Source organism: Flavobacterium sp. 2755 (assembly GCF_031455715.1).
Classification (GTDB): domain Bacteria; phylum Bacteroidota; class Bacteroidia; order Flavobacteriales; family Flavobacteriaceae; genus Flavobacterium.
The window spans coordinates 771274-790816 of sequence record NZ_JAVDTG010000002.1 but is presented as its reverse complement, the minus strand read 5'-3'; the positions used below and the strand labels follow the sequence as shown (position 1 = coordinate 790816).

At 33.3% G+C, this 19543-nt stretch carries 16 protein-coding genes and 2 tRNA genes; 5 read left to right on the top strand and 13 right to left on the bottom strand.

From position 1 onward, the window contains the following. Positions 1-156 precede the first annotated feature (156 nt). Positions 157-546, top strand: a complete 390-nt coding sequence (locus J2Y38_RS07210; protein WP_053474389.1) for an SPOR domain-containing protein — start codon at positions 157-159, stop codon at positions 544-546. A gap of 111 nt (positions 547-657) precedes the next feature. On the opposite strand, the gene J2Y38_RS07205 is transcribed toward J2Y38_RS07210, so the two are convergent. From J2Y38_RS07205 to rimP, 4 genes are all read right to left on the bottom strand, one after another. After that, the gene (locus J2Y38_RS07205; RefSeq protein WP_309840926.1) at positions 658-1167 is read right to left on the bottom strand and encodes a DUF4920 domain-containing protein; all 510 of its coding nucleotides are present in this window, start codon (positions 1165-1167) and stop codon (positions 658-660) included. A 153-nt stretch (positions 1168-1320) separates the two neighbouring features. Continuing rightward, positions 1321-4191: a translation initiation factor IF-2 gene (gene infB / locus J2Y38_RS07200; RefSeq protein ID WP_309840925.1), complete on the bottom strand. Its 2871-nt coding sequence runs from the start codon at positions 4189-4191 to the stop codon at positions 1321-1323. A gap of 48 nt (positions 4192-4239) precedes the next feature. Continuing rightward, a complete protein-coding gene (gene nusA / locus J2Y38_RS07195; RefSeq protein WP_053474392.1) occupies positions 4240-5493 on the bottom strand; it encodes a transcription termination factor NusA in 1254 nt (417 codons plus the stop codon). Between the two features lie 13 nt (positions 5494-5506). Further along, complete coding sequence (gene rimP, locus J2Y38_RS07190) at positions 5507-5971, bottom strand: ribosome assembly cofactor RimP (protein WP_053474404.1); 465 nt, start codon at positions 5969-5971, stop codon at positions 5507-5509. Positions 5972-6144: 173 nt separating this feature from the next. Here rimP and J2Y38_RS07185 point away from each other — a divergent pair, with 173 nt between their 5' ends. After that, on the top strand, positions 6145-6969 hold the full coding sequence (locus tag J2Y38_RS07185) for a universal stress protein (RefSeq protein ID WP_309840924.1): 825 nt from the start codon (positions 6145-6147) through the stop codon (positions 6967-6969). A gap of 84 nt (positions 6970-7053) precedes the next feature. Here J2Y38_RS07185 and J2Y38_RS07180 read toward each other — a convergent pair. Both J2Y38_RS07180 and J2Y38_RS07175 read right to left on the bottom strand, forming a co-directional pair. Continuing rightward, a tRNA-Gln gene (locus J2Y38_RS07180) sits at positions 7054-7124 on the bottom strand. Between the two features lie 109 nt (positions 7125-7233). Further along, a tRNA-Gln gene (locus J2Y38_RS07175) sits at positions 7234-7304 on the bottom strand. Positions 7305-7551: 247 nt separating this feature from the next. Here J2Y38_RS07175 and J2Y38_RS07170 point away from each other — a divergent pair. Then, complete coding sequence (locus J2Y38_RS07170) at positions 7552-10833, top strand: DUF2723 domain-containing protein (RefSeq protein WP_309840923.1); 3282 nt, start codon at positions 7552-7554, stop codon at positions 10831-10833. Between the two features lie 95 nt (positions 10834-10928). Continuing rightward, a complete protein-coding gene (locus J2Y38_RS07165; protein ID WP_309840922.1) occupies positions 10929-11567 on the top strand; it encodes a polysaccharide deacetylase family protein in 639 nt (212 codons plus the stop codon). A 33-nt stretch (positions 11568-11600) separates the two neighbouring features. On the opposite strand, the gene J2Y38_RS07160 is transcribed toward J2Y38_RS07165, so the two are convergent. From J2Y38_RS07160 to J2Y38_RS07130, 7 genes are all read right to left on the bottom strand, one after another. Continuing rightward, positions 11601-11903: a co-chaperone YbbN gene (locus J2Y38_RS07160; RefSeq protein ID WP_053474396.1), complete on the bottom strand. Its 303-nt coding sequence runs from the start codon at positions 11901-11903 to the stop codon at positions 11601-11603. 71 nt (positions 11904-11974) lie between these two features. Next, the gene (locus J2Y38_RS07155) at positions 11975-13210 is read right to left on the bottom strand and encodes a metallophosphoesterase (protein WP_309840920.1); all 1236 of its coding nucleotides are present in this window, start codon (positions 13208-13210) and stop codon (positions 11975-11977) included. A 173-nt stretch (positions 13211-13383) separates the two neighbouring features. Further along, a complete protein-coding gene (locus tag J2Y38_RS07150) occupies positions 13384-13566 on the bottom strand; it encodes a hypothetical protein (RefSeq protein WP_180856371.1) in 183 nt (60 codons plus the stop codon). A gap of 103 nt (positions 13567-13669) precedes the next feature. Beyond that, positions 13670-15007: a HAMP domain-containing sensor histidine kinase gene (locus tag J2Y38_RS07145; protein ID WP_309840919.1), complete on the bottom strand. Its 1338-nt coding sequence runs from the start codon at positions 15005-15007 to the stop codon at positions 13670-13672. A 10-nt stretch (positions 15008-15017) separates the two neighbouring features. Next, entirely contained in the window at positions 15018-15692 is a 675-nt protein-coding gene (locus tag J2Y38_RS07140) for a response regulator transcription factor (RefSeq protein ID WP_309840918.1), read from the bottom strand. A gap of 187 nt (positions 15693-15879) precedes the next feature. Continuing rightward, on the bottom strand, positions 15880-16062 hold the full coding sequence (locus J2Y38_RS07135) for a hypothetical protein (RefSeq protein WP_073483120.1): 183 nt from the start codon (positions 16060-16062) through the stop codon (positions 15880-15882). 50 nt (positions 16063-16112) lie between these two features. Beyond that, positions 16113-16310: a hypothetical protein gene (locus tag J2Y38_RS07130; protein ID WP_309840917.1), complete on the bottom strand. Its 198-nt coding sequence runs from the start codon at positions 16308-16310 to the stop codon at positions 16113-16115. 336 nt (positions 16311-16646) lie between these two features. Here J2Y38_RS07130 and polA point away from each other — a divergent pair, with 336 nt between their 5' ends. After that, on the top strand, positions 16647-19499 hold the full coding sequence (polA, locus tag J2Y38_RS07125; RefSeq protein ID WP_309840916.1) for a DNA polymerase I: 2853 nt from the start codon (positions 16647-16649) through the stop codon (positions 19497-19499). Positions 19500-19543 lie beyond the last annotated feature (44 nt).

The window sequence follows — 19543 nt, the reverse complement described above, 5'->3', positions numbered from 1 at the left end:
TAATACCTTCTTTTAAAACTTGCACAAAAATACGACTTATGAACTATTCTCAAAACCTTAAAATAGTCTTAAATATCAATTTATATCAATTCTAAATAATATTAAAATTTTACATACAAACTTTAAATAGTATTTTTGCATAAAAACCATCACATTATGAGAATTTTAACCTCTTCAAAAAACGTTTTCTTAACATTCACAATGTTGACATTAGCATATAATATTCATGCTCAAAGCCAAAATTTAACACTGAATCAAGACCCTAAATTTGAGCAATTATTGAACGACAAACGTAAATTTAACACATCAATAAGTACAAACGATTCTTATCGAATTCAAATTTTTAGCGGCAAAAGCGAAGATGCAAAAAAGACTTTATCAGACTTCAAAAGAGAATATACAAATATTGACGGCACCATAATTTTTAACACCCCGAATTACAAGGTTATTGTTGGAAATTTTAAATCAAGAATAGAAGCTGAAAGAAATTTAATTGACATTAGAAAAAAGTACAAAAGTGTCTTTTTACTTAAGCCTGGTAAATAATTAAAAACTAAATAAAAAGGAAAAGCGAGATAATATCTCGCTTTTCCTTTTTATAAACCTAAACATCTTTTAAATCCTTCTGCTTTTGCAGATTCAACTATAAATCGAAATTTAGTTTACCACTTTTATCCCATCTGCTAAAAATCTAATTTCTTCTTTTGGCACAGTAATAGCATCTATTTCGGCTTTTGATTTTTTAGCATCTTTTGCATAATGCTTTAACTCGTCTACAGATGTGACTTTTCGCTCTGCATTACCTTCTAAAACTACTTTTTTACCTTTTAGAGCCGTTGGAACAAAAAATGCATAATCTTTCATTTTTACAAAGAAAGACGAACCATCTTCTGTCTTTAGAGTTATCCAACACCCTCTTTTTTCACAAACATTCGTCACTTCACCTTTTACAGCAATCCCTTCTGCTTTTTTTATATCCTTTAATTTACTTTCCAGCTTTTCAACAGAAACTGCTTTATCAATTGAAACATTAGAAATATCTGCACCGTAAAAATCCCCAATTAATGCATTGCCCACTGGTGGAGCAGGTTTTTCTACATCTTCCTGACAAAAAGACAAATTAGAAAAACATAAAAACAAAACGAATGAATATATTATTGGTTTCATACTATATAGTATTAAATTGATTCTCCCAAAAATAATACTAAAATTCGAGTTGGCTAGAATATTTATAAACTATATCAAAGTAGACAAATATAAATTAAGAACGCATAAAAAAAGTCCCAATTTTCATTGGGACCTTACATATAGATTTGAATATTATTTCAATTTCTTTTTAATTGCTACTTCGTGGTAAGCTTCAATAACATCGCTTATTTCGATATCATTAAATCCTTTAATCTGAATACCACAATCGTAACCTTTGCTTACTTCTTTAACATCATCTTTGAATCGTTTTAAAGCAACAAGATCACCTGTATGAACTACAACTCCATCTCTAATAACTCTAATTTTAGAAGTCCTTAAGATTTTACCATCTGTTACCATACAACCAGCGATTGAACCAACTTTAGAAATTTTGAAAATCTCACGGATCTCTGCAGTTCCTAAAACTTCTTCTTTCATTTCAGGAGCTAACATTCCTTCCATCGCATCTTTCAAGTCATCGATTGCTGCGTAGATGATAGAATAGTAACGGATATCGATTTCTTCTTTATCAGCAAGCTGTCTTGCATTTCCAGCAGGACGAACGTTAAATCCGATAATGATTGCATCTGATGCAGAAGCTAACATAACATCAGTTTCTGTAATTGCACCAACTCCTTTATGTATGATATTAATTTGAATTTCTTCAGTAGAAAGTTTAGAGAACGAATCTGATAATGCTTCAACAGATCCATCAACGTCTCCTTTAAGGATTACGTTCAATTCTTTAAACTGACCAAGAGCGATACGACGTCCAATTTCGTCAAGTGTAATATGACGCTGCGTACGTACAGATTGTTCACGCATTAATTGAGAACGTTTAGATGCAATTTGTTTTGCTTCTTTTTCGTCTTCAAATACATTAAACTTATCACCCGCTGTTGCAGCTCCATCTAAACCTAAAACAGATACCGGAGTTGAAGGACCAGCTTCTAAAACAATATGCCCTCTTTCATCATGCATCGCCTTAACTTTACCATGGTGTTTTCCTGCAAGCATATAATCTCCAACTTTAAGAGTTCCATGCTGCACTAAAATTGTTGATACATATCCTTTTCCTTTATCCAAGAAAGCCTCAACAACTGTTCCTTGAGCCGCTTTATTTGGATTCGATTTTAAATCTAAGATTTCTGCTTCTAATAAAACTTTCTCTAATAATTCTTTTACTCCTGTTCCAACTTTTGCAGAAATATCATGCGACTGAATTTTTCCACCCCAATCTTCAACAAGTAAATTCATACTAGCCAAGCGCTCTTTGATTTTCTCAACGTTAGCATTTGGTTTATCAATTTTATTGATTGCAAATATAATTGGCACTCCCGCAGCTTGTGCGTGAGAAATTGCTTCTTTTGTTTGTGGCATGATATCATCATCCGCCGCTACTACGATAATAGCAATATCGGTAACTTGAGCTCCACGTGCACGCATCGCGGTAAACGCCTCGTGACCCGGTGTATCTAAGAATGCGATTTTTTGACCATTATCAAGAGTTACTCCGTAAGCTCCAATGTGTTGCGTAATACCTCCAGACTCACCAGCGATAACATTTTCTTTACGGATATAATCCAGTAAAGATGTTTTACCGTGATCGACGTGACCCATTACAGTAACGATAGGCGCTCTGGTTACTAAATCTTCTTCTTTATCTTCAACAACCTCGATTGCTTCTTCGATATCAACAGTAATAAACTCAACTTCGTAACCAAATTCATCAGCAACAATGGTTAATGTTTCAGCATCTAAACGCTGATTCATTGTTACCATGATTCCAAGAGACATACAAGTTCCAATTACTTTAGTAATCGGCACATCCATCATGATTGCAATTTCACCTACCGTAACGAATTCTGTAACTTTAATTGTTTTACTTCCTTCGTCAAGAGCTCTTTGCTCATCATCAGATTTCTGACGGTGCGTTTCTCTCTTATCTCTTCTGTATTTAGCCGCTTTAGATTTACCACCTTTACCTTGAAGTTTTTCAAGAGTTTCTCTAATTTGGTTTTTTACTTCTTCTTCAGTAGGCTCAACTTTTGCAACAATTGCAGGACGGTTTCCTTTTACAAAACCTGGTCTTGCGCTTCTGTTAGCATTAAAGCCTCCGCCTCCTGTATTTGGAGTAATTTTATTAGGATTTGGTGTTCCCGGCGCATTTCCTGTAGCAGGTTTTGGCGCACCCGGTGTACCAGGTTTAGGAGCGATTCTTTTACGCTTATTTTTATTAGCGTTATTATTGTTACCAGCTCCCGGAACTCCAGGTTTATTTGGAGTAATTTTCGGTTCTTCCTTCTTTTTCTTAGGCTTGTTAAATTGAGATAAGTCAATTGTCTGCCCAGTAAGAGTAGTTCCTGATAATTTTTGATATTGAGTAGTGATCGTTTCTTCAGCAGTTGCAGGGTCAGTTGAAACAATTGGTTCCTGCGCTGTTTTAGAATTCTCAGCTTTTACTTCTTTTTTCTCTGTAATAATTGGTTTTTCCACCTTTTTCTCTTCAGCTACTACAGGAGCAACAGGCTCTGATGGTGCAGTTTCTTTTTGAACAGGTTTTTCTGTTTGAGATGGAGTAACAGTTTTAGGCTCTTCAGCCCTAACTGGTTCTTCTGGAGCAACAGCAGGTTTTTTTGGATTTAAATCAATTTTACCAACTTGAACAGGCCCAGTTACAACAGCTCTCGCTTTGATGATTTCTTGTTGTTTCTGACGCTCTTCGTCTTGTCTGCGTTTGTCCTCAATTTCTTTCTCGCGCTCAACACGCAATGCTTCTTTTTCTTTTCTTTTCTCTTCTCCTACTTCTTTAGAAGCTTCCTTATTCCCCTTATCGCCCGCAAATTGGCTTTGCAGGATATTAAATTCACTGTCAGAAATTTTAGCATTTGGATTTGCATCAATAGCAATTCCCTTATCTTTTAGATAATCAACAGCTCTTTCTAACGAGATATTTAATTCCCTTAAAACCTTGTTTATTCTTATTACTCTCTCTTCAGACATATAACCTTTTTATTATTACCTTTTTCGTTGTGTTGTTAGAGCAGATAATTAGTTATCAAACTCTTCTTTTAGTATTTTCATAACGTCAAGAATAGTTTCCTCTTCTAAATCCGTTCTTCTTACTAAATCTTCTACTTCTTGTTTTAAGATACTTTTTGCAGTATCTAAACCTATTTTAGCAAATTCTTCAATTACCCAGTCTTCGATTTCATCTGAGAACTCTGTTAATTCAACATCGTCTTCATCAGCCGTTGCACCTGCAACATCTCCTTCACGAATAACATCTAATTCGTAACCTGTTAGCTGACCCGCTAATTTAATATTGTGACCTCCTCTACCAATTGCTTTAGAAACTTCTTCTAATTTCAAGAAAACTTCAGCTCTTTTGTTTTCTTCGTCAATTTTGATTGAAGAAACTTTTGCAGGGCTTAATGCTCTTGTAATAAACAATTGAATATTGTTTGTATAGTTGATTACGTCGATATTTTCGTTTCCTAATTCACGAACGATTCCGTGAATACGAGATCCTTTCATACCTACACACGCTCCAACAGGATCAATTCTGTCATCGTAAGAGTCTACAGCAACTTTTGCTTTTTCTCCCGGGATACGCACTACATTTTTAACTGTAATTAAACCGTCGAATACTTCAGGAATTTCTTGTTCAAATAATTTTTCTAAAAACTTCTCAGAAGTTCTAGACATAATAATTTGTGGTTTATTTCCTTTTAATTCAACGCTTTCAATGATTCCACGAACATTATCTCCTTTACGGAAAAAGTCAGATGGAATTTGTTTTTCTTTTGGAAGCACAATTTCGTTTCCTTCATCGTCAACTAAAATAACAACTCTTGGACGTACGTGATGCACTTCGGCAGTATAAATATCACCAATAATATCTTTAAATTGCTTGTAAAGATTTGTATTATCGTGTTCGTGAATTTTAGATATTAAGTTTTGGCGTAAAGCCAAAATAGCTCTTCTTCCTAAATCAATCAATTTTACCTCTTCAGAAACCTCTTCACCAATTTCAAAATCCGCTTCGATCATTCTTGCTTCAGTCAAAGTAATTTCTTCATTTTCAAAATCAAGATCTTCGTCAGCAACGATAACTCTTCTTCTCCATATCTCCATATCTCCTTTATCAGGATTTATAATGATATCGAAATTATCATCAGAACCGTATTTTTTCTTCAATGCATTTCTAAACACGTCCTCTAAAATTGCCATAAGCGTTACACGATCAATAAGTTTATTATCTTTAAACTCTGAGAATGAATCGATTAATGCTAAATTTTCCATGCGAATTCTTTAATTAAAATGTTACTGTAACAACTGCCTCTTTAATTTCTGTATAAGGTATCTGTTGTTCTTTTTGAACTGTTTCTTTTCCTTTTCCTACTTTTTTTGGTTCTCTTGCCTCCCAAGACAAAATTATAAAAACATCGTTAGCTTCTACTAATTCTGCTTCAATTTTTTCATTATTTGTAGTAACAATCAACGTTCTACCAATATTTTTCTTGTATTGTCTTATTAATTTCAAAGGAGAACCTACTCCAACCGATGCAACTTCAAGCGAAAAATCCTGTTCTTCACGATCCAGATTATTCTCGATTGCACGACTAATGTCAATACAATCCTGAAGCGCCACTCCATTATCTCCGTCTAAACCTACACTAATTTTAAAAGAATCCGAAACCGCAAGATCAATCAAAAAGATCGATGGCTTTTCCAGAAGAGCTTCTGTAATTAATTCGTTTACTTTTTCCTTAAATGTCATAATTTTATAAAAAGAGGGGACAATTAGTCCCCTCATTATTTAGATTTTAATAAATAACGGTGCAAATATAGTGATTTTTTTATAAATCAAATAAATAGATTGCTCTAAAAATATTTCTTATCTTTATAGTAGCGTTCAAAAACATATTATTCTAATAATTTAACCCGAAAATTATGAAACGAATTTTAGTACCTACTGATTTTTCAGAACATGCAGAACACGCCTTAAAAATCGCCGCTCAAATCGCCAAAAAAAACGATTCTGAAATCATTATTTTACATATGCTCGAATTCCCGCATCAAACCAATGATGCAATATTTGGAGGTGTAAGTATTCCCGAAACTATGCTTTTTATGCAAAAAGCAAATGAGACTCTTGACGCAATCTCACAAAGCCCTTTTCTTGATGGAATTCAGGTCACGGAAGTTGTAAAAATGGACAAACCAATTCACGGCATTACTCAAGTAAGCAAAGATTACAATATTGACTTAATTATTATGGGCTCTCACGGCTCTTCGGGACTTGAAGAATTATTAATTGGCTCAAATACCGAAAAAGTGGTGAGAAATTCTGAAATTCCTGTTTTAGTCATCAAAAAAGATATTTCAGATTTCAACGTCCAGAATATTGTTTTTGCTTCTGATTTTACAGAAGAAACGAAAAAACCGTTTGAAAAACTCTTAAATGTCACTAAATTATTTGATGCAAAACTACATTTAGTAACCATTTGCACTCCAAACAGCTTCAAACCAACCCATGTAATCGAAAAAGCAATTAAGGATTTTACAAATCATTTCAATCTTACAAATTACGACACACATATTTATAACGACACCAATATTGAAAAAGGAATCATCAATTTCTCCAACAGCATAAACGCCGATATTATTGGAATGTGTACGCATGGAAGAACTGGTTTTGCGCACTTTTTTAACGGAAGTATTAGCGAAGGCTTAGTAAATCATGCCGTAAAACCTGTTATTACCTTAAAAATTTAAACTAAAATTTTAATGAAGAAACAAATACTTTAAATTTTAAATTTATTCCATAAAAAAAGCCTCTCGATTGAGAGGCTTTTTATGTTGGTCTACTAGGACTCGAACCTAGAAAGACTGCACCAAAAACAGTTGTGTTACCATTACACCATAGACCAGCAATGCTGTTAAGCGGGTGCAAAATTAAACCTTTATTTAAATTGTGCAAATTTTTAAGCCAAATTTTTTGCATAAAAAAAAGCCTCTCGATTTGAGAGGCTTTTTATGTTGGTCTACTAGGACTCGAACCTAGAAAGACTGCACCAAAAACAGTTGTGTTACCATTACACCATAGACCAGCAGTGCTGTTAAGCGAGTGCAAATTTAAGGTTTTATTTAGTTTGCGCAAACTTTTTTGTCAAAAAAAATATTTTTTTTCATTCTTTTTCATTTTAAAGTCTCGCACTTTTCACAAAGAGCCTTATACACAATACATTAATATTTACAAATAGTTATTATAGAATTTTTTGTTAATGCTCGTTTCTTTACATAAAAAAACATTTTCTTTGTAGGATTGAAAAACATACAAAATTATAACACCTAAATATGGCACAATTCAATTTCAATAAATGGAATACAATTATTGGTTGGTTTGCATTTGCAATCGCTTTAATTACCTACACATTAACTGTCGAACCTACAATGAGCTTTTGGGATTGCGGCGAATATATTGCCACAGCAGCTAAACTAGAAGTTGGCCACCCGCCGGGAGCACCTTTATTCCAAATGATGGGAGCTTTCTTTGCCATGTTTGCTATAGATGCCCAGCATGTAGCCGTGATGGTAAATATGATGTCTGTTTTTTCTAGTGCCTTTACAATTTTATTTATGTTTTGGTCTTCTTCTATGATTTTAAAGAAAATCGTAGCGCGTTTTGCCGAAATCGATCAAAATAATTCTATTGTTATTTTAGGAAGTTCTTTTGTTGGAGCTTTAGCCTATACTTTCTCTGACAGTTTTTGGTTTAATGCTGTCGAAGCAGAAGTTTACGCAATGGCTTCTTTATTGATTGCATTGCTTTTTTGGCTAGGATTACGCTGGGAACAAGATATGGACAAACCAAAAGGAAATAAATGGTTATTGATCATTTCTTTGGTTGTTGGTCTATCTTTTGGAGTTCACTTTATGGCGTTATTAACGATTCCGTCAATTGGATTCTTATATTATTTTAAGCATTACGAAAAAGTTACCATTAAAAACTTTCTTATTGCCAATGTAGTTGTAATAGGAATTTTGTTGTTTATCTTCAAATTACTTCTGCCTTTAACGATGGCTTTCTTCGGTAAAACCGAAATTTTCATGGTAAACAGTTTAGGATTACCTTTTAATTCCGGAACTATTTTCGTGACTTTATTATTAATCGCTTTCTTCTATTTCGGATTAAAATTCACCAAACAAAAAGGATTGATTTTCTACAACACCATCATCCTTTGTACTTTATTTATATTAATTGGTTTCTCTACCTGGATGATGCTTCCTGTTCGTGCAAATGCCAATACGGTAATTAATGAAAACAAACCATCAGATGCTGCCGAGGTTTTAGCCTACTACAATCGTGAACAGTACGGTGTAAATCCATTATTTTATGGCCCTCAATATACCGAAGTTTTTGCCGGTCTTGATGCTAACACTCCGTATTTAGACAAAAAACCTAATTACGAAAGAGACAATAAAACTGGTAAATATATTATTACCAACAATTATAAAAACGCAGAACAAAACAGCGACGACAATCAAAAAGCAATTCTGCCAAGAATGTGGAGTACCGAAACCGGACACATTCAAAACTACATTAGCTTTACAAATCCTCCTAAATTCCGAATCAATCCAGACTATAATTATGAGGATGATTTAGGAAAATACGGAATTGATGCAAGTCAATTAACTGAAGAAGAATACAACAAAGCAACTGGACAGCTTCGTAATGAAGTAGAAAAAACAATTTCTGAATTCAGAAATGCGTATGCTCAAAAGCAAATTGACAACGAAGGCTATGTTAAGTTCTTAAAAAGCTACGGAGAATATCTTATAATCGAAAAACCAACTACTGGTGATAATTTCAGTTTTATGTTCGAATACCAATTTGGATATATGTACTGGAGATATTTAATGTGGAATTTTGTTGGACGTCAAAGTGATGTTCAGGGGAAATATGATAATTTAGATGGAAACTGGATTAGCGGAATCAAAGCGCTGGACTCTGTTCATTTGGGTTCTCAGGATAAATTACCATCGGATGTTTTAAACAACAAAGGACGTAATGTTTACTATTTCCTTCCTTTCATTTTAGGATTAATCGGAATAATGTATCATGCTAATAAAGATCTTAAAAGTTTTTATGTGCTTTTAGCCTTATTCTTATTTACCGGAATTGCCTTAAAAATCTATTTGAACGAAAGACCTTTTGAACCTCGTGAAAGAGATTATGCACTGGTTGGATCTTTCTATGTCTTTGCCATCTGGATTGGCTTTGGGGTTTATTCTTTATATGAAAGTATCCAGAAATATATTGCTCCAAAAATTGCCGGGCCAGCTATTATTGCAGCAAGTTTATTAGCAGCGCCGGTTTTAATGGCTTCTCAAAACTGGGATGATCACGACAGATCAAACAGATATACTGCTGTTGCAATGGCAAAAGCATACTTAAGTTCGTGTGATAAGGATGCTATTTTATTTACGATTGGTGACAACGATACATTCCCACTTTGGTATGCTCAGGAAATTGAACATTTTAGAACTGATGTTAAGATTGTAAATACAAGTCTTTTCATGACGGATTGGTATATCGACCAAATGAAAGCAAAATCATATGAATCTGATCCTTTACCAATATCATTTACACATGATCAATATGTTGGGGATAAGCTAGACTATGTAGCTCATATTCCGAAGATTGAAACACGCTGGAACATCAAAGATTTTCTTGATTTTATTAAAAATCCAAAGTCAACTGTAGGTTTACAAAACGGACAGACAATTCACTTTTATCCAACGAATAAAATTAGAGTGAATGTTGACAAAAACATCATTCTTAAAAATAAAGTTGTAAATCCTAAATATAATGATTCAATTGTTTCTTATATGGATATTGACATTAAAGGAAGTGCTCTTTACAAAAACAGATTAATGATGCTGGATATTTTGGCTAATAATAACTGGAAACGTCCAATTTATTTTAGCGGTGGTGCTTTTGATGATGAAGATTATTTATGGTTAAAAGATTATCTGCAATTAGACGGTATGGTTTACAAATTAGTTCCTGTTAGAAACGTGCCTTCTAAAGATGGCGGACCAATGGATATGGGACAAATTGATGCCGATAAAATGTACGATATCGTAATGAAATGGGATTGGGGCAACAGCGAAAGCGAAAAAATCTATCACGATCCTGAAACCAGAAGAAACAGTATTACTTACCGTACGAACTTGTCTCGTTTAGTAGATGAACTTATTGCCGAAGGTAAAATCGACAAAGCTAAAAACGTAATTAATTTAGCAATGACAAAAATGCCATTGGATAAATTTGGCTACTATTCTCTAGTGGAGCCATTTGCAGGCGGATATTATAAAGTAGGAGAAACATCTAAAGCGCATGATTTATTAGATAAACTGGTAAATAAATACAAAGAGAATCTAAACTATTACGCTACTCTGCCTCCAACTGATCAAACTGATTTAGCAATGGATATTATTACAGATATTGAGCGTTACAGAAGTTTACTTCATGTTATGAGAGAAAATAAAGACAAAGCTTTCTACGAAAAACATAAAACAGTATTTAATACGTATGTAAATGTTTTTGAACGTTTTGGACGCGAAAAAGAATAATAATATACGGAAAATATATTGATTAAAAAAATGCAGTGCTTCTTGATAAAAAGCGCTGCATTTTTTATTTTTACGTAGATATAAATAAAATCAAAATGAGCTTTTATTGGGTAAAAACTAATTCATTTATTAAAAAGGTGTTTTCTAAATATTGTTGGGATATTCCAAACAACGAAAAGAAAATATACTTAACGTTTGATGACGGCCCAACCCCAGAGATTACAGACTGGGTTTTATCTGAACTTAAAAAGTTTGATGCAAAAGCTACTTTCTTCTGTATTGGAAAAAATATTAAAGCCAATTTATCTTTATTCGAAAAATTAATCACAGACGGTCATTCTATTGGAAACCATACGATGAACCACGTAAATGGCTGGAAAATACACACGAATGAGTATATCGAAAATGTAAATAACTGCGCTAAGATTTTAGAAGAAGAAATAAAGCCGAACAATTTAATATTTCGTCCGCCTTACGGAAAAATTAAAAAAGCGCAATCAAAGATTTTACGAAAACTTGGCTATAAAATAATAATGTGGGATGTTTTAAGTGCTGATTTCGACCAAAGTATAACTCCTGAAAAATGCCTTGAAAATGTTACTAAAAATGTAAAATCCGGAAGTGTAATTGTATTCCATGACAGCATAAAAGCATCGCCAAATTTAAAATTTGCTTTACCAAAAACGCTGCATTTTTTAAAAGAGAATGGATATAAGTTTGATATTATTCATTAGAAAACCCGAAAAATATCTTATTTCTGAAGTTTTTTATACGTCGAATTGATCCTGAACAATTCCGATAAGTGTATTTGCATCAAGTTCTCCAGATTGTCTCCAGATCATTTGTCCTTCTTTGTAAATCATTAAAGTCGGAAGTCCTTTAATTCGTAATGCTTCGGCCAGTTCCTGATTTTTATCAACATCAATTTTAATTACCTTCGCTTTGTCTCCAAGCGCAGCCGCAACATCCTTTATTACCGGATGCATCAATACTGATGATTCGTTCCAATCTGTGTAGAAGTCAATTAACACTGGAACCTGAGCATTTATAAGTTCTCCAAATTTTGACATAAAACCAAAAATTTAATTCTTTTAATCTATTAAAAAGATATAATTAATACAAATGTAGCATTTTTAACGAATTAAGCCACATTCTTACCTTTTTTTAGTTCAATAACCGTGATTTCAGGCATAATTCCAACTCGTCCAGGATAAGCATGAAAACCAAATCCGCGGTTCACATAAACATATCTTCCGGCTTCTTCATAAAGTCCTGCCCATTGTTTATAAATGTATTGCGCCAGACTCCATTTAAAATATCCCGGAATTTCAATTCCAAACTGCATTCCGTGTGTATGACCAGATAAAGTTAGATGAAAGTTTTTAGGATCTTTTTTCACTTCATATTCCCAATGGCTTGGATCGTGGCTCATTAAAACTTTAAAATCAGTTTCCTGAAGTCCTTGCGAAGCTTTTTTCAAATCTCCGGCCTTCTTAAAATTCTGTCCCCAGTTTTCGACACCAACTAAAGCAATTTTATCTGCACCTTTTTGAATGTATTTATTTTCATTCAGCATCAAATCAAAACCTATTTTGCCGTAAAGATTTTTGATTTCTGCAAAGTTCTCATCTTTTTCTTTTTCAGAAGGCCAAGTCACGTATTCTCCGTAATCATGATTTCCTAAAACAGCATATTTTCCGTATTTATAATCTTTAATTCTGCTAAAAGTTTCCAGCCACGGATGCATTTCTTTTGCGTGTGTATTAACAATATCTCCTGTAAACAAAATCATATCTGATTCCTGTTCATTAATCAAATCAATTGCATAATTAATTTTATCAGGATTATCAAAACTTCCGCTGTGAACATCAGAAATCTGTGTTATTTTAAAACCATCAAATTCATCTGGAAGATCCGGAAAAAAGATAGTCTGCTTGAATACTTTAAAATTATATTTTCCTTCAAAAATTCCGTAAATCAAAGATAAAAACGGAACCGCCGCCAATCCTAAAGCAATCTGACTAACAAACTTACGTCTGTCCGGCATCATTTCTTTTCTAGGCGCATTGTACATGCAGTAGTTTAATATACTGGCACCAATTCTAAAAATATCTTCTCCAAACATTACAAGTGTAAGCACAATTTTAGGAACATAAACCAATAACATTAACCCCATTGTAAACATGGTTTGTTTGGTTTGCCCAACAGAACGGTCAAATTGCGTAAAAGAATATATAATGAAAACTAAAAGCAGTACACTAATAATTTGATAGCTGATCAATACCCATCTTAATTTGATTAAAGTACGAAAGGCTTGATACGAATAGAACTCAATAAATAGAAAAAGAGCACATAGAATTACAAAACGAAGGATCATTTATTTACAGTTTTAAGCAAAGTAACAAAGAATGAATATTCTATCGCTTTTTATTATCAAAAATTTAACTCAAATAATAGCAAAAGCCGATAGATTTCTCTATCAGCTTTTGCAGCCAAATTATTTAAAACCTTTAGTCTACAACAAAGTTTATTCAATAAACCTTTATCGCATTATTTTTGAGCTTTTGCCGCTTCTGGCTTAGCTTCTGCTTTTTTAGCTTTTTTATCAGCTTTTTTCTCTTTTTTAGCAGCTTTTGCTTCTTTTGCAGGAGTTTCTTTTACTGGAGTTGTTTGAGCATTTACCATTGCAGTTGTTCCTAAAACTGCTACCGCTAATAAAATTAATTTTTTCATGATTGTTGATTTTTGTGATTACTACTTCTTTATTTATAGCTCAAAGATAGAATCAGTAAATGAAGACAAAATGAAGATTCAACCAATCTCAAAAAATTAACTTTTAATTGTGTTTTTGAGTTTCTGGAAACAATAAAGTAAATGTCGTTCCTTCGTTTATAAGAGAGTTAACTTTAATTTCTATATGATGGAAAACAGCAATACTCTTAGCAATGGCAAGGCCTAACCCCTGCCCTTCCTGATCTGAACTTACCCTGGCAAATCGGTTGAAGATATTTTCGATTTGCGATTCGTTTAAACCGATACCAAAATCAGTAATTGAAATAAAATATTGATTTTGCAAAAAACCATCAGAAACAATAATACTGCCGTCCGGCTTATTGTACTTTATGGCATTGGTAACTAAATTATAAATCAAAATATGAATTAAAGTTTTGTTTCCCCTAAAAGCAAAATCATGTTCCATTTTATTGACAAACTCAATTCCTTTATCATCAATACGATCCTGCAGATCTTCCTGTAAATCCTTTATTATTTCCTGAAAACTGATATTTTCGTTAGCTTCATATTGATTGTTTTCGATTCGGGAAATCAGCAGTAAATTATTGATGATCTTTTTCAGCATATCGAGCGTTTTCAATGAACCTGCGATTTTATCTACCGCATTATCATCTAAAGAATCATTTTGCAATAAATTCTCCAGCTTGTTTTTCAATAAAGCAATTGGAGTTAAAAGCTCGTGCGAAACATTAGAAATAAACTGTTTTTCTTTTTTAAAAAGTTCTGCAATACGATTCATCATTTGGTTTAAAACCAAATCTAATTCCCTAAAATCCCTCGATTTTGCCTTTATTGGCGTATGATCAAAAACCTCCGGTTCGTTGACCCGCCTTATTTTAGTATCGATAATTTTATAAAACGGTTTCAGTAAATATTCGATATAAAAAGTATCTGCCAAAAAAGTGACCAAAAGAATAATAACTAAAACTATTATTATAAAAAGCTTTATAATAAAAGTAAGGTCTTTTACTTCGCTTAAACTGCTCCCAATTTCGAGTTGATATTCCTCATTTTGATAACTAAAATGATGCTGCAGAATTCGATATTCATTTTCTTCGCCTTCAATAATTCGGTATTCATTACTGAAAGAAGTTTTCTTTTGATGCGGTTTTATAGGAACTCTGGAAAGAACCAAAAATTCGCTGTGAAGTGTAGAAAACTGCGAATAGGTTTCGGTAGAATCATCTGCATTTTCGATAAAATCATTAATTTCCTGTTGATTTAAATGATCAATGAATTTCTTTTTCTTTTCAATTAATCCATTATTAATGTGTCTGTAAACCACATTTTCGACCAAAATAGGAAGCATGAGCCATAAAACCAAAATCACCAACAATCTTGTTAGTGCATTAAAAATGGCCAATTGATGTTTTATCTTCACAAAAATCTATTTATTCATTAATACGATAACCAACATTTCTAACGGTTTCAAACCAATCAATCGAAGTATGTTTGTCTAATTTTTTTCGAAGATTACGAACGTGTACGTCTATAAAATTAGAATCGGAGTTTACCTCCAAAATGTCGCCCCAAATATGTTCTGTTAATTGCAGTCTTGTAATTACCCGATTTTTATTTAAAACCAAATATTGAAAAATATCAAATTCTTTTTTGGTCAAACTTAAAGGCACTTCATTAAAACTCACTTTATAATCCTGAAGCTGCAACAAAAATCCGTGAATACTTAAATTGTTTAAAGTAAAACCATGAATACGGCGAATTACGGCAAATAATCTTGCTGCTAATTCAGTCAATGCAAAAGGTTTTGTCAAATAATCATCGGCACCAAGATGAAGTCCGTTAATCCTGTCATCCAATTCTCCGCGTGCCGTAAGCACAATGACCGCAATTTTTGATTTTGTTTTTCGAATCGTCTGCAAAACCTCAAAACCATCTCCGTCCGGTAATCCCAAATCCAGCAGCATCGCATCATAATCATTGCTTGCAAATTCTTCAAGAGCATCGGCACAATTATTTGCAATTTTACAAATATACCCCGCATTGCACAAAAAGTCATAAACCTCTACTGCAAGTTCTTTATTATCTTCAACAATTAAAACATTCATAAAAAAGGCATTTAAACGCAACTAAAATTAATCAATTATCAAAAGTCCAGTTACGCGTTATTAAAAAATTAACGAATAAAAAAAGCTGACAAATTTCTTTATCAGCTTTCTTCAATCGCATTCATCATAATCATTATTCCTGTTTTGCCTCCGTTACAATGCTTCGAAAACAAAACGAGAGTAATTCTTATTTTTTCACGGTTGCAGCTTCTTCTTTTGGAGCTTCAGCTTTTGCCTTTTTGTTTCCTTTATGATGGTGTTTTGTAGCTTTAACTTCTTTTGCAGGCGCTGCCTGAGCTGGAGTTGTTTGAGCATTTACCATTGCAGTTGTTCCTAAAACTGCTACCGCTAATAACATTAATTTTTTCATAACTTTTATTTTTTAAATTAACCAACCTTTTATTCTAATTATCTTTTTGTTTATTTTTTCGCTTTTGCTGTTTCTGCTTTTGGAGCTTCACTTTTTACTGATTTTGTTTTTTTATCAGTTTTGTTTTTTGGGTGTTTTGTTGCTTTTACTTCTTTTGCAGGAACTGTTTTACCATCTTTTGCAGGAAACGCATGAACCATTGCACTTGTTCCTAAAACTGCTGTTAATAACATCAATAAATTTCTCATGATTTCTAAGATTTAAATTAATTACCTTTTATTTTACAGATCAAAATTACCCCCATAACATGAAGACAAAATGAAGAAATCCCTGAATAAAAAAAATTAACTTGACATTAACGCTTTGCTCGTTTTTTCACCATATAAGTTATATAAGTTCATTTAATATATTAGTGCGCAGCAACTAATCATTATATATTAAAATGCGGAGACGCACTGCAGTGCGACTCTACAGGTACGTCTCTGCTAAAATGAACTTATATAACTTATATGGTGGAAAAAAAATCCTGTTAGTCTAATTTTTGAGAACCCAATTGTTTATTTTTACAGACTAATATTTTTTATATGTCAACTCAAAAACGCCTTTTTCTTCTAGATGCTTATGCATTAATTTTTCGCGGCTATTATGCCTTTATAAAAAACCCGAGAATAAACTCAAAAGGAATGGACACATCTGCAATTATGGGTTTTATGAACTCACTTTTAGATGTTATTAAAAGAGAAAAACCAGATCATTTGGCTGTTGCTTTTGACAAAGGCGGAAGTCATGTAAGAACAGAAATGTTCGTAGAATATAAAGCCAATCGTGATGCAACGCCTGAGGCGATTAAAATTGCAGTTCCGTATATTCAGGAATTATTAAGAGCGATGCATATTCCTATTATTGAAATCGAAGGCTGTGAAGCCGATGACTTAATTGGAACAATTGCCAAACAAGCCGAAAAACAAAATTATAAGGTTTTTATGGTAACGCCGGATAAGGATTTTGCACAATTGGTTTCTGAAAATATTTTCATGTACAAACCTGCCCGTATGGGTAACGGAATTGAAATTTGGGGAATTCCTGAAGTTTTGGCAAAATTTGAAATAGAAAGACCTGAACAAGTTATAGACTTTCTAGGAATGATGGGCGACGCTGTGGATAACATTCCGGGATTGCCTGGAGTTGGAGAAGTTACCGCTAAAAAGTTCCTTAAAGAATTTGGTACAATGGAAAACCTTTTAGACAATACGCATTTACTAAAAGGAAAAATGAAGGAGAATATCGAAGCTAATAAAGATAAAGGTATTTTGTCTAAAAAACTGGCAACGATTATCTGCGACTGTGATGTTGTTTTTAATGAAGATGACTACGAGCTTTCTCGCCCTGATATTGAAAAAACAGATGCTATTTTTCAGGAATTGGAATTTAGAAGAATGGCTGAACAGTTTGATAACTTATTTAAAGTTGGCGGCGGAAATGAATTGGCAAATAGTGCTCCGGCAGCTGATCCTAAATTATATAAAAAACCACAGCCTAAAAACGAAGACCAATTTGATCTTTTTGGCGGAGGCGGAACTACTCTTGATGAAAGTGCAGAAGCTGCAAGAAATTCATTTTATAATACTTTAGAAAATACCGAGCATTCTTATCAAACCGTTCAGGGTGATTTAGGAATTAAATTGCTTTTACAGAATTTACAAAAACAGACTTCGGTTTGTTTTGATACGGAAACCACAGGAATCGATGCTTTGCATGCAGAGCTTGTGGGAATGTCTTTCTCTTACGAAAAAGGAAAAGCTTTTTATGTTCCGTTTCCGGAAAGTCAGGAAGAAGCAAAAGTTTTAGTAGACAAATTTGTTCCGTTTTTTGAAAATGAAAACATCGAAAAAATTGGGCAAAATTTAAAATACGATTTAAAAATCCTTGCTAATTATGGCGTTACGGTAAAAGGAAAACTTTTTGATACGATGATTGCGCATTATTTGATTAATCCGGATATGCGTCATAATATGGATATTTTGGCCGAAACATATTTAAAATATTCTCCAAAATCAATTGAAACCTTAATTGGTAAAAAAGGAAAAAATCAGCTTTCGATGCGCGATGTTCCTTTAGAAGATATTAAAGAATATGCTGCCGAAGATGCTGATGTAACTTTACAATTAAAAGAAATCTTTACTACTGAATTAGACAATACGGAAACTAAAAAGCTTTTTGATGAAATTGAAATTCCGTTAGTAAGCGTTTTAGCTGCAATGGAAACAGAAGGAATTCGTCTTGATGTTGAATTCTTAAAAGAAATGTCTAAAGAAATGGAAGTTGAAATCAAATCTTTAGAACAACAAATTTACGAAACTGCCGGCGAGAAATTTAATCTTGCCTCTCCAAAACAATTAGGAGATATCTTATTTGATAAACTTAAAATTGGCGGAGCAAAGCAAAAGAAAACCAAAACGGGTCAATATGCTACCGGAGAAGAAGTTTTGACTTATTTGGCAAATGACAATCCTATTGTAAAACAAATTTTGGACTGGCGTCAAATGGTGAAACTCCAAAGTACTTATATTTTGGCTTTGCCGGAACAAGTTGATAAAAAAACATTACGTGTTCATACCGATTATATGCAGACTGTTGCCGCAACAGGTCGTTTGAGTTCTAATAATCCGAACTTGCAAAATATTCCGATTCGTACGGAAAGAGGCCGTCAGATTCGTAAAGCTTTTGTGGCGCGCGATGAAAACCATACTTTAATTTCTGCCGATTACTCGCAAATTGAATTAAGAATTATTGCTGCTTTAAGTGGTGAAGAAAATATGATTGCTGCTTTCCAAAACGGTGAAGATATCCACAGAGCTACTGCAGCAAAAGTTTTTGATGTAGCGCTTGAAGAAGTTTCTCGCGAACAAAGAAGTAACGCTAAAACAGTAAACTTCGGAATTATATATGGTGTTTCTGCTTTCGGATTAAGTAATCAGACTTCTTTATCTCGCGGTGAAAGTGCTGCTTTGATTGATGCTTATTATAAAACTTATCCGAGATTAAAATCATATATGCAGGATCAGGTTGATTTTGCTCGTGAAAACGGTTATGTACAAACTATTTTAGGTCGTCGCCGTTATTTAAAGGATATCAATTCTGCGAATGCCGTTGTGAGAAGTGCTGCCGAACGAAATGCTGTAAATGCGCCAATTCAGGGAAGTGCTGCCGATGTGATTAAAATTGCCATGATCAACATTCATAAAAAATTACAAGACGAAAACTGGAAATCTAGAATGTTACTTCAGGTTCATGATGAGCTTGTGTTTGATGTGCATAATGACGAATTAGAAAAAATCCAGCCAATGATTAAACACGAAATGGAAAATGCTTTTAAAATGGCAGTTCCTTTGGAAGTTGAACTTGGTTTGGGTAAAGATTGGTTAGAAGCGCATTAATGCAATTTTAGATTTTTGATTGTTGATTTTAGATTTATGAATCA

Coding starts and splice junctions, on each gene's coding strand:
- J2Y38_RS07205 (WP_309840926.1), bottom strand. CDS start 1,167: ATGAAACCAATAATATATTCATTCGTTTTGTTTTTATGTTTTTCTAAT.
- infB (WP_309840925.1), bottom strand. CDS start 4,191: ATGTCTGAAGAGAGAGTAATAAGAATAAACAAGGTTTTAAGGGAATTA.
- J2Y38_RS07210 (WP_053474389.1), top strand. CDS start 157: ATGAGAATTTTAACCTCTTCAAAAAACGTTTTCTTAACATTCACAATG.
- J2Y38_RS07130 (WP_309840917.1), bottom strand. CDS start 16,310: ATGAGAAATTTATTGATGTTATTAACAGCAGTTTTAGGAACAAGTGCA.
- nusA (WP_053474392.1), bottom strand. CDS start 5,493: ATGGAAAATTTAGCATTAATCGATTCATTCTCAGAGTTTAAAGATAAT.
- J2Y38_RS07140 (WP_309840918.1), bottom strand. CDS start 15,692: ATGAATGTTTTAATTGTTGAAGATAATAAAGAACTTGCAGTAGAGGTT.
- polA (WP_309840916.1), top strand. CDS start 16,647: ATGTCAACTCAAAAACGCCTTTTTCTTCTAGATGCTTATGCATTAATT.
- J2Y38_RS07165 (WP_309840922.1), top strand. CDS start 10,929: ATGAGCTTTTATTGGGTAAAAACTAATTCATTTATTAAAAAGGTGTTT.
- J2Y38_RS07150 (WP_180856371.1), bottom strand. CDS start 13,566: ATGAAAAAATTAATTTTATTAGCGGTAGCAGTTTTAGGAACAACTGCA.
- J2Y38_RS07135 (WP_073483120.1), bottom strand. CDS start 16,062: ATGAAAAAATTAATGTTATTAGCGGTAGCAGTTTTAGGAACAACTGCA.
- rimP (WP_053474404.1), bottom strand. CDS start 5,971: ATGACATTTAAGGAAAAAGTAAACGAATTAATTACAGAAGCTCTTCTG.
- J2Y38_RS07170 (WP_309840923.1), top strand. CDS start 7,552: ATGGCACAATTCAATTTCAATAAATGGAATACAATTATTGGTTGGTTT.
- J2Y38_RS07160 (WP_053474396.1), bottom strand. CDS start 11,903: ATGTCAAAATTTGGAGAACTTATAAATGCTCAGGTTCCAGTGTTAATT.
- J2Y38_RS07155 (WP_309840920.1), bottom strand. CDS start 13,210: ATGATCCTTCGTTTTGTAATTCTATGTGCTCTTTTTCTATTTATTGAG.
- J2Y38_RS07185 (WP_309840924.1), top strand. CDS start 6,145: ATGAAACGAATTTTAGTACCTACTGATTTTTCAGAACATGCAGAACAC.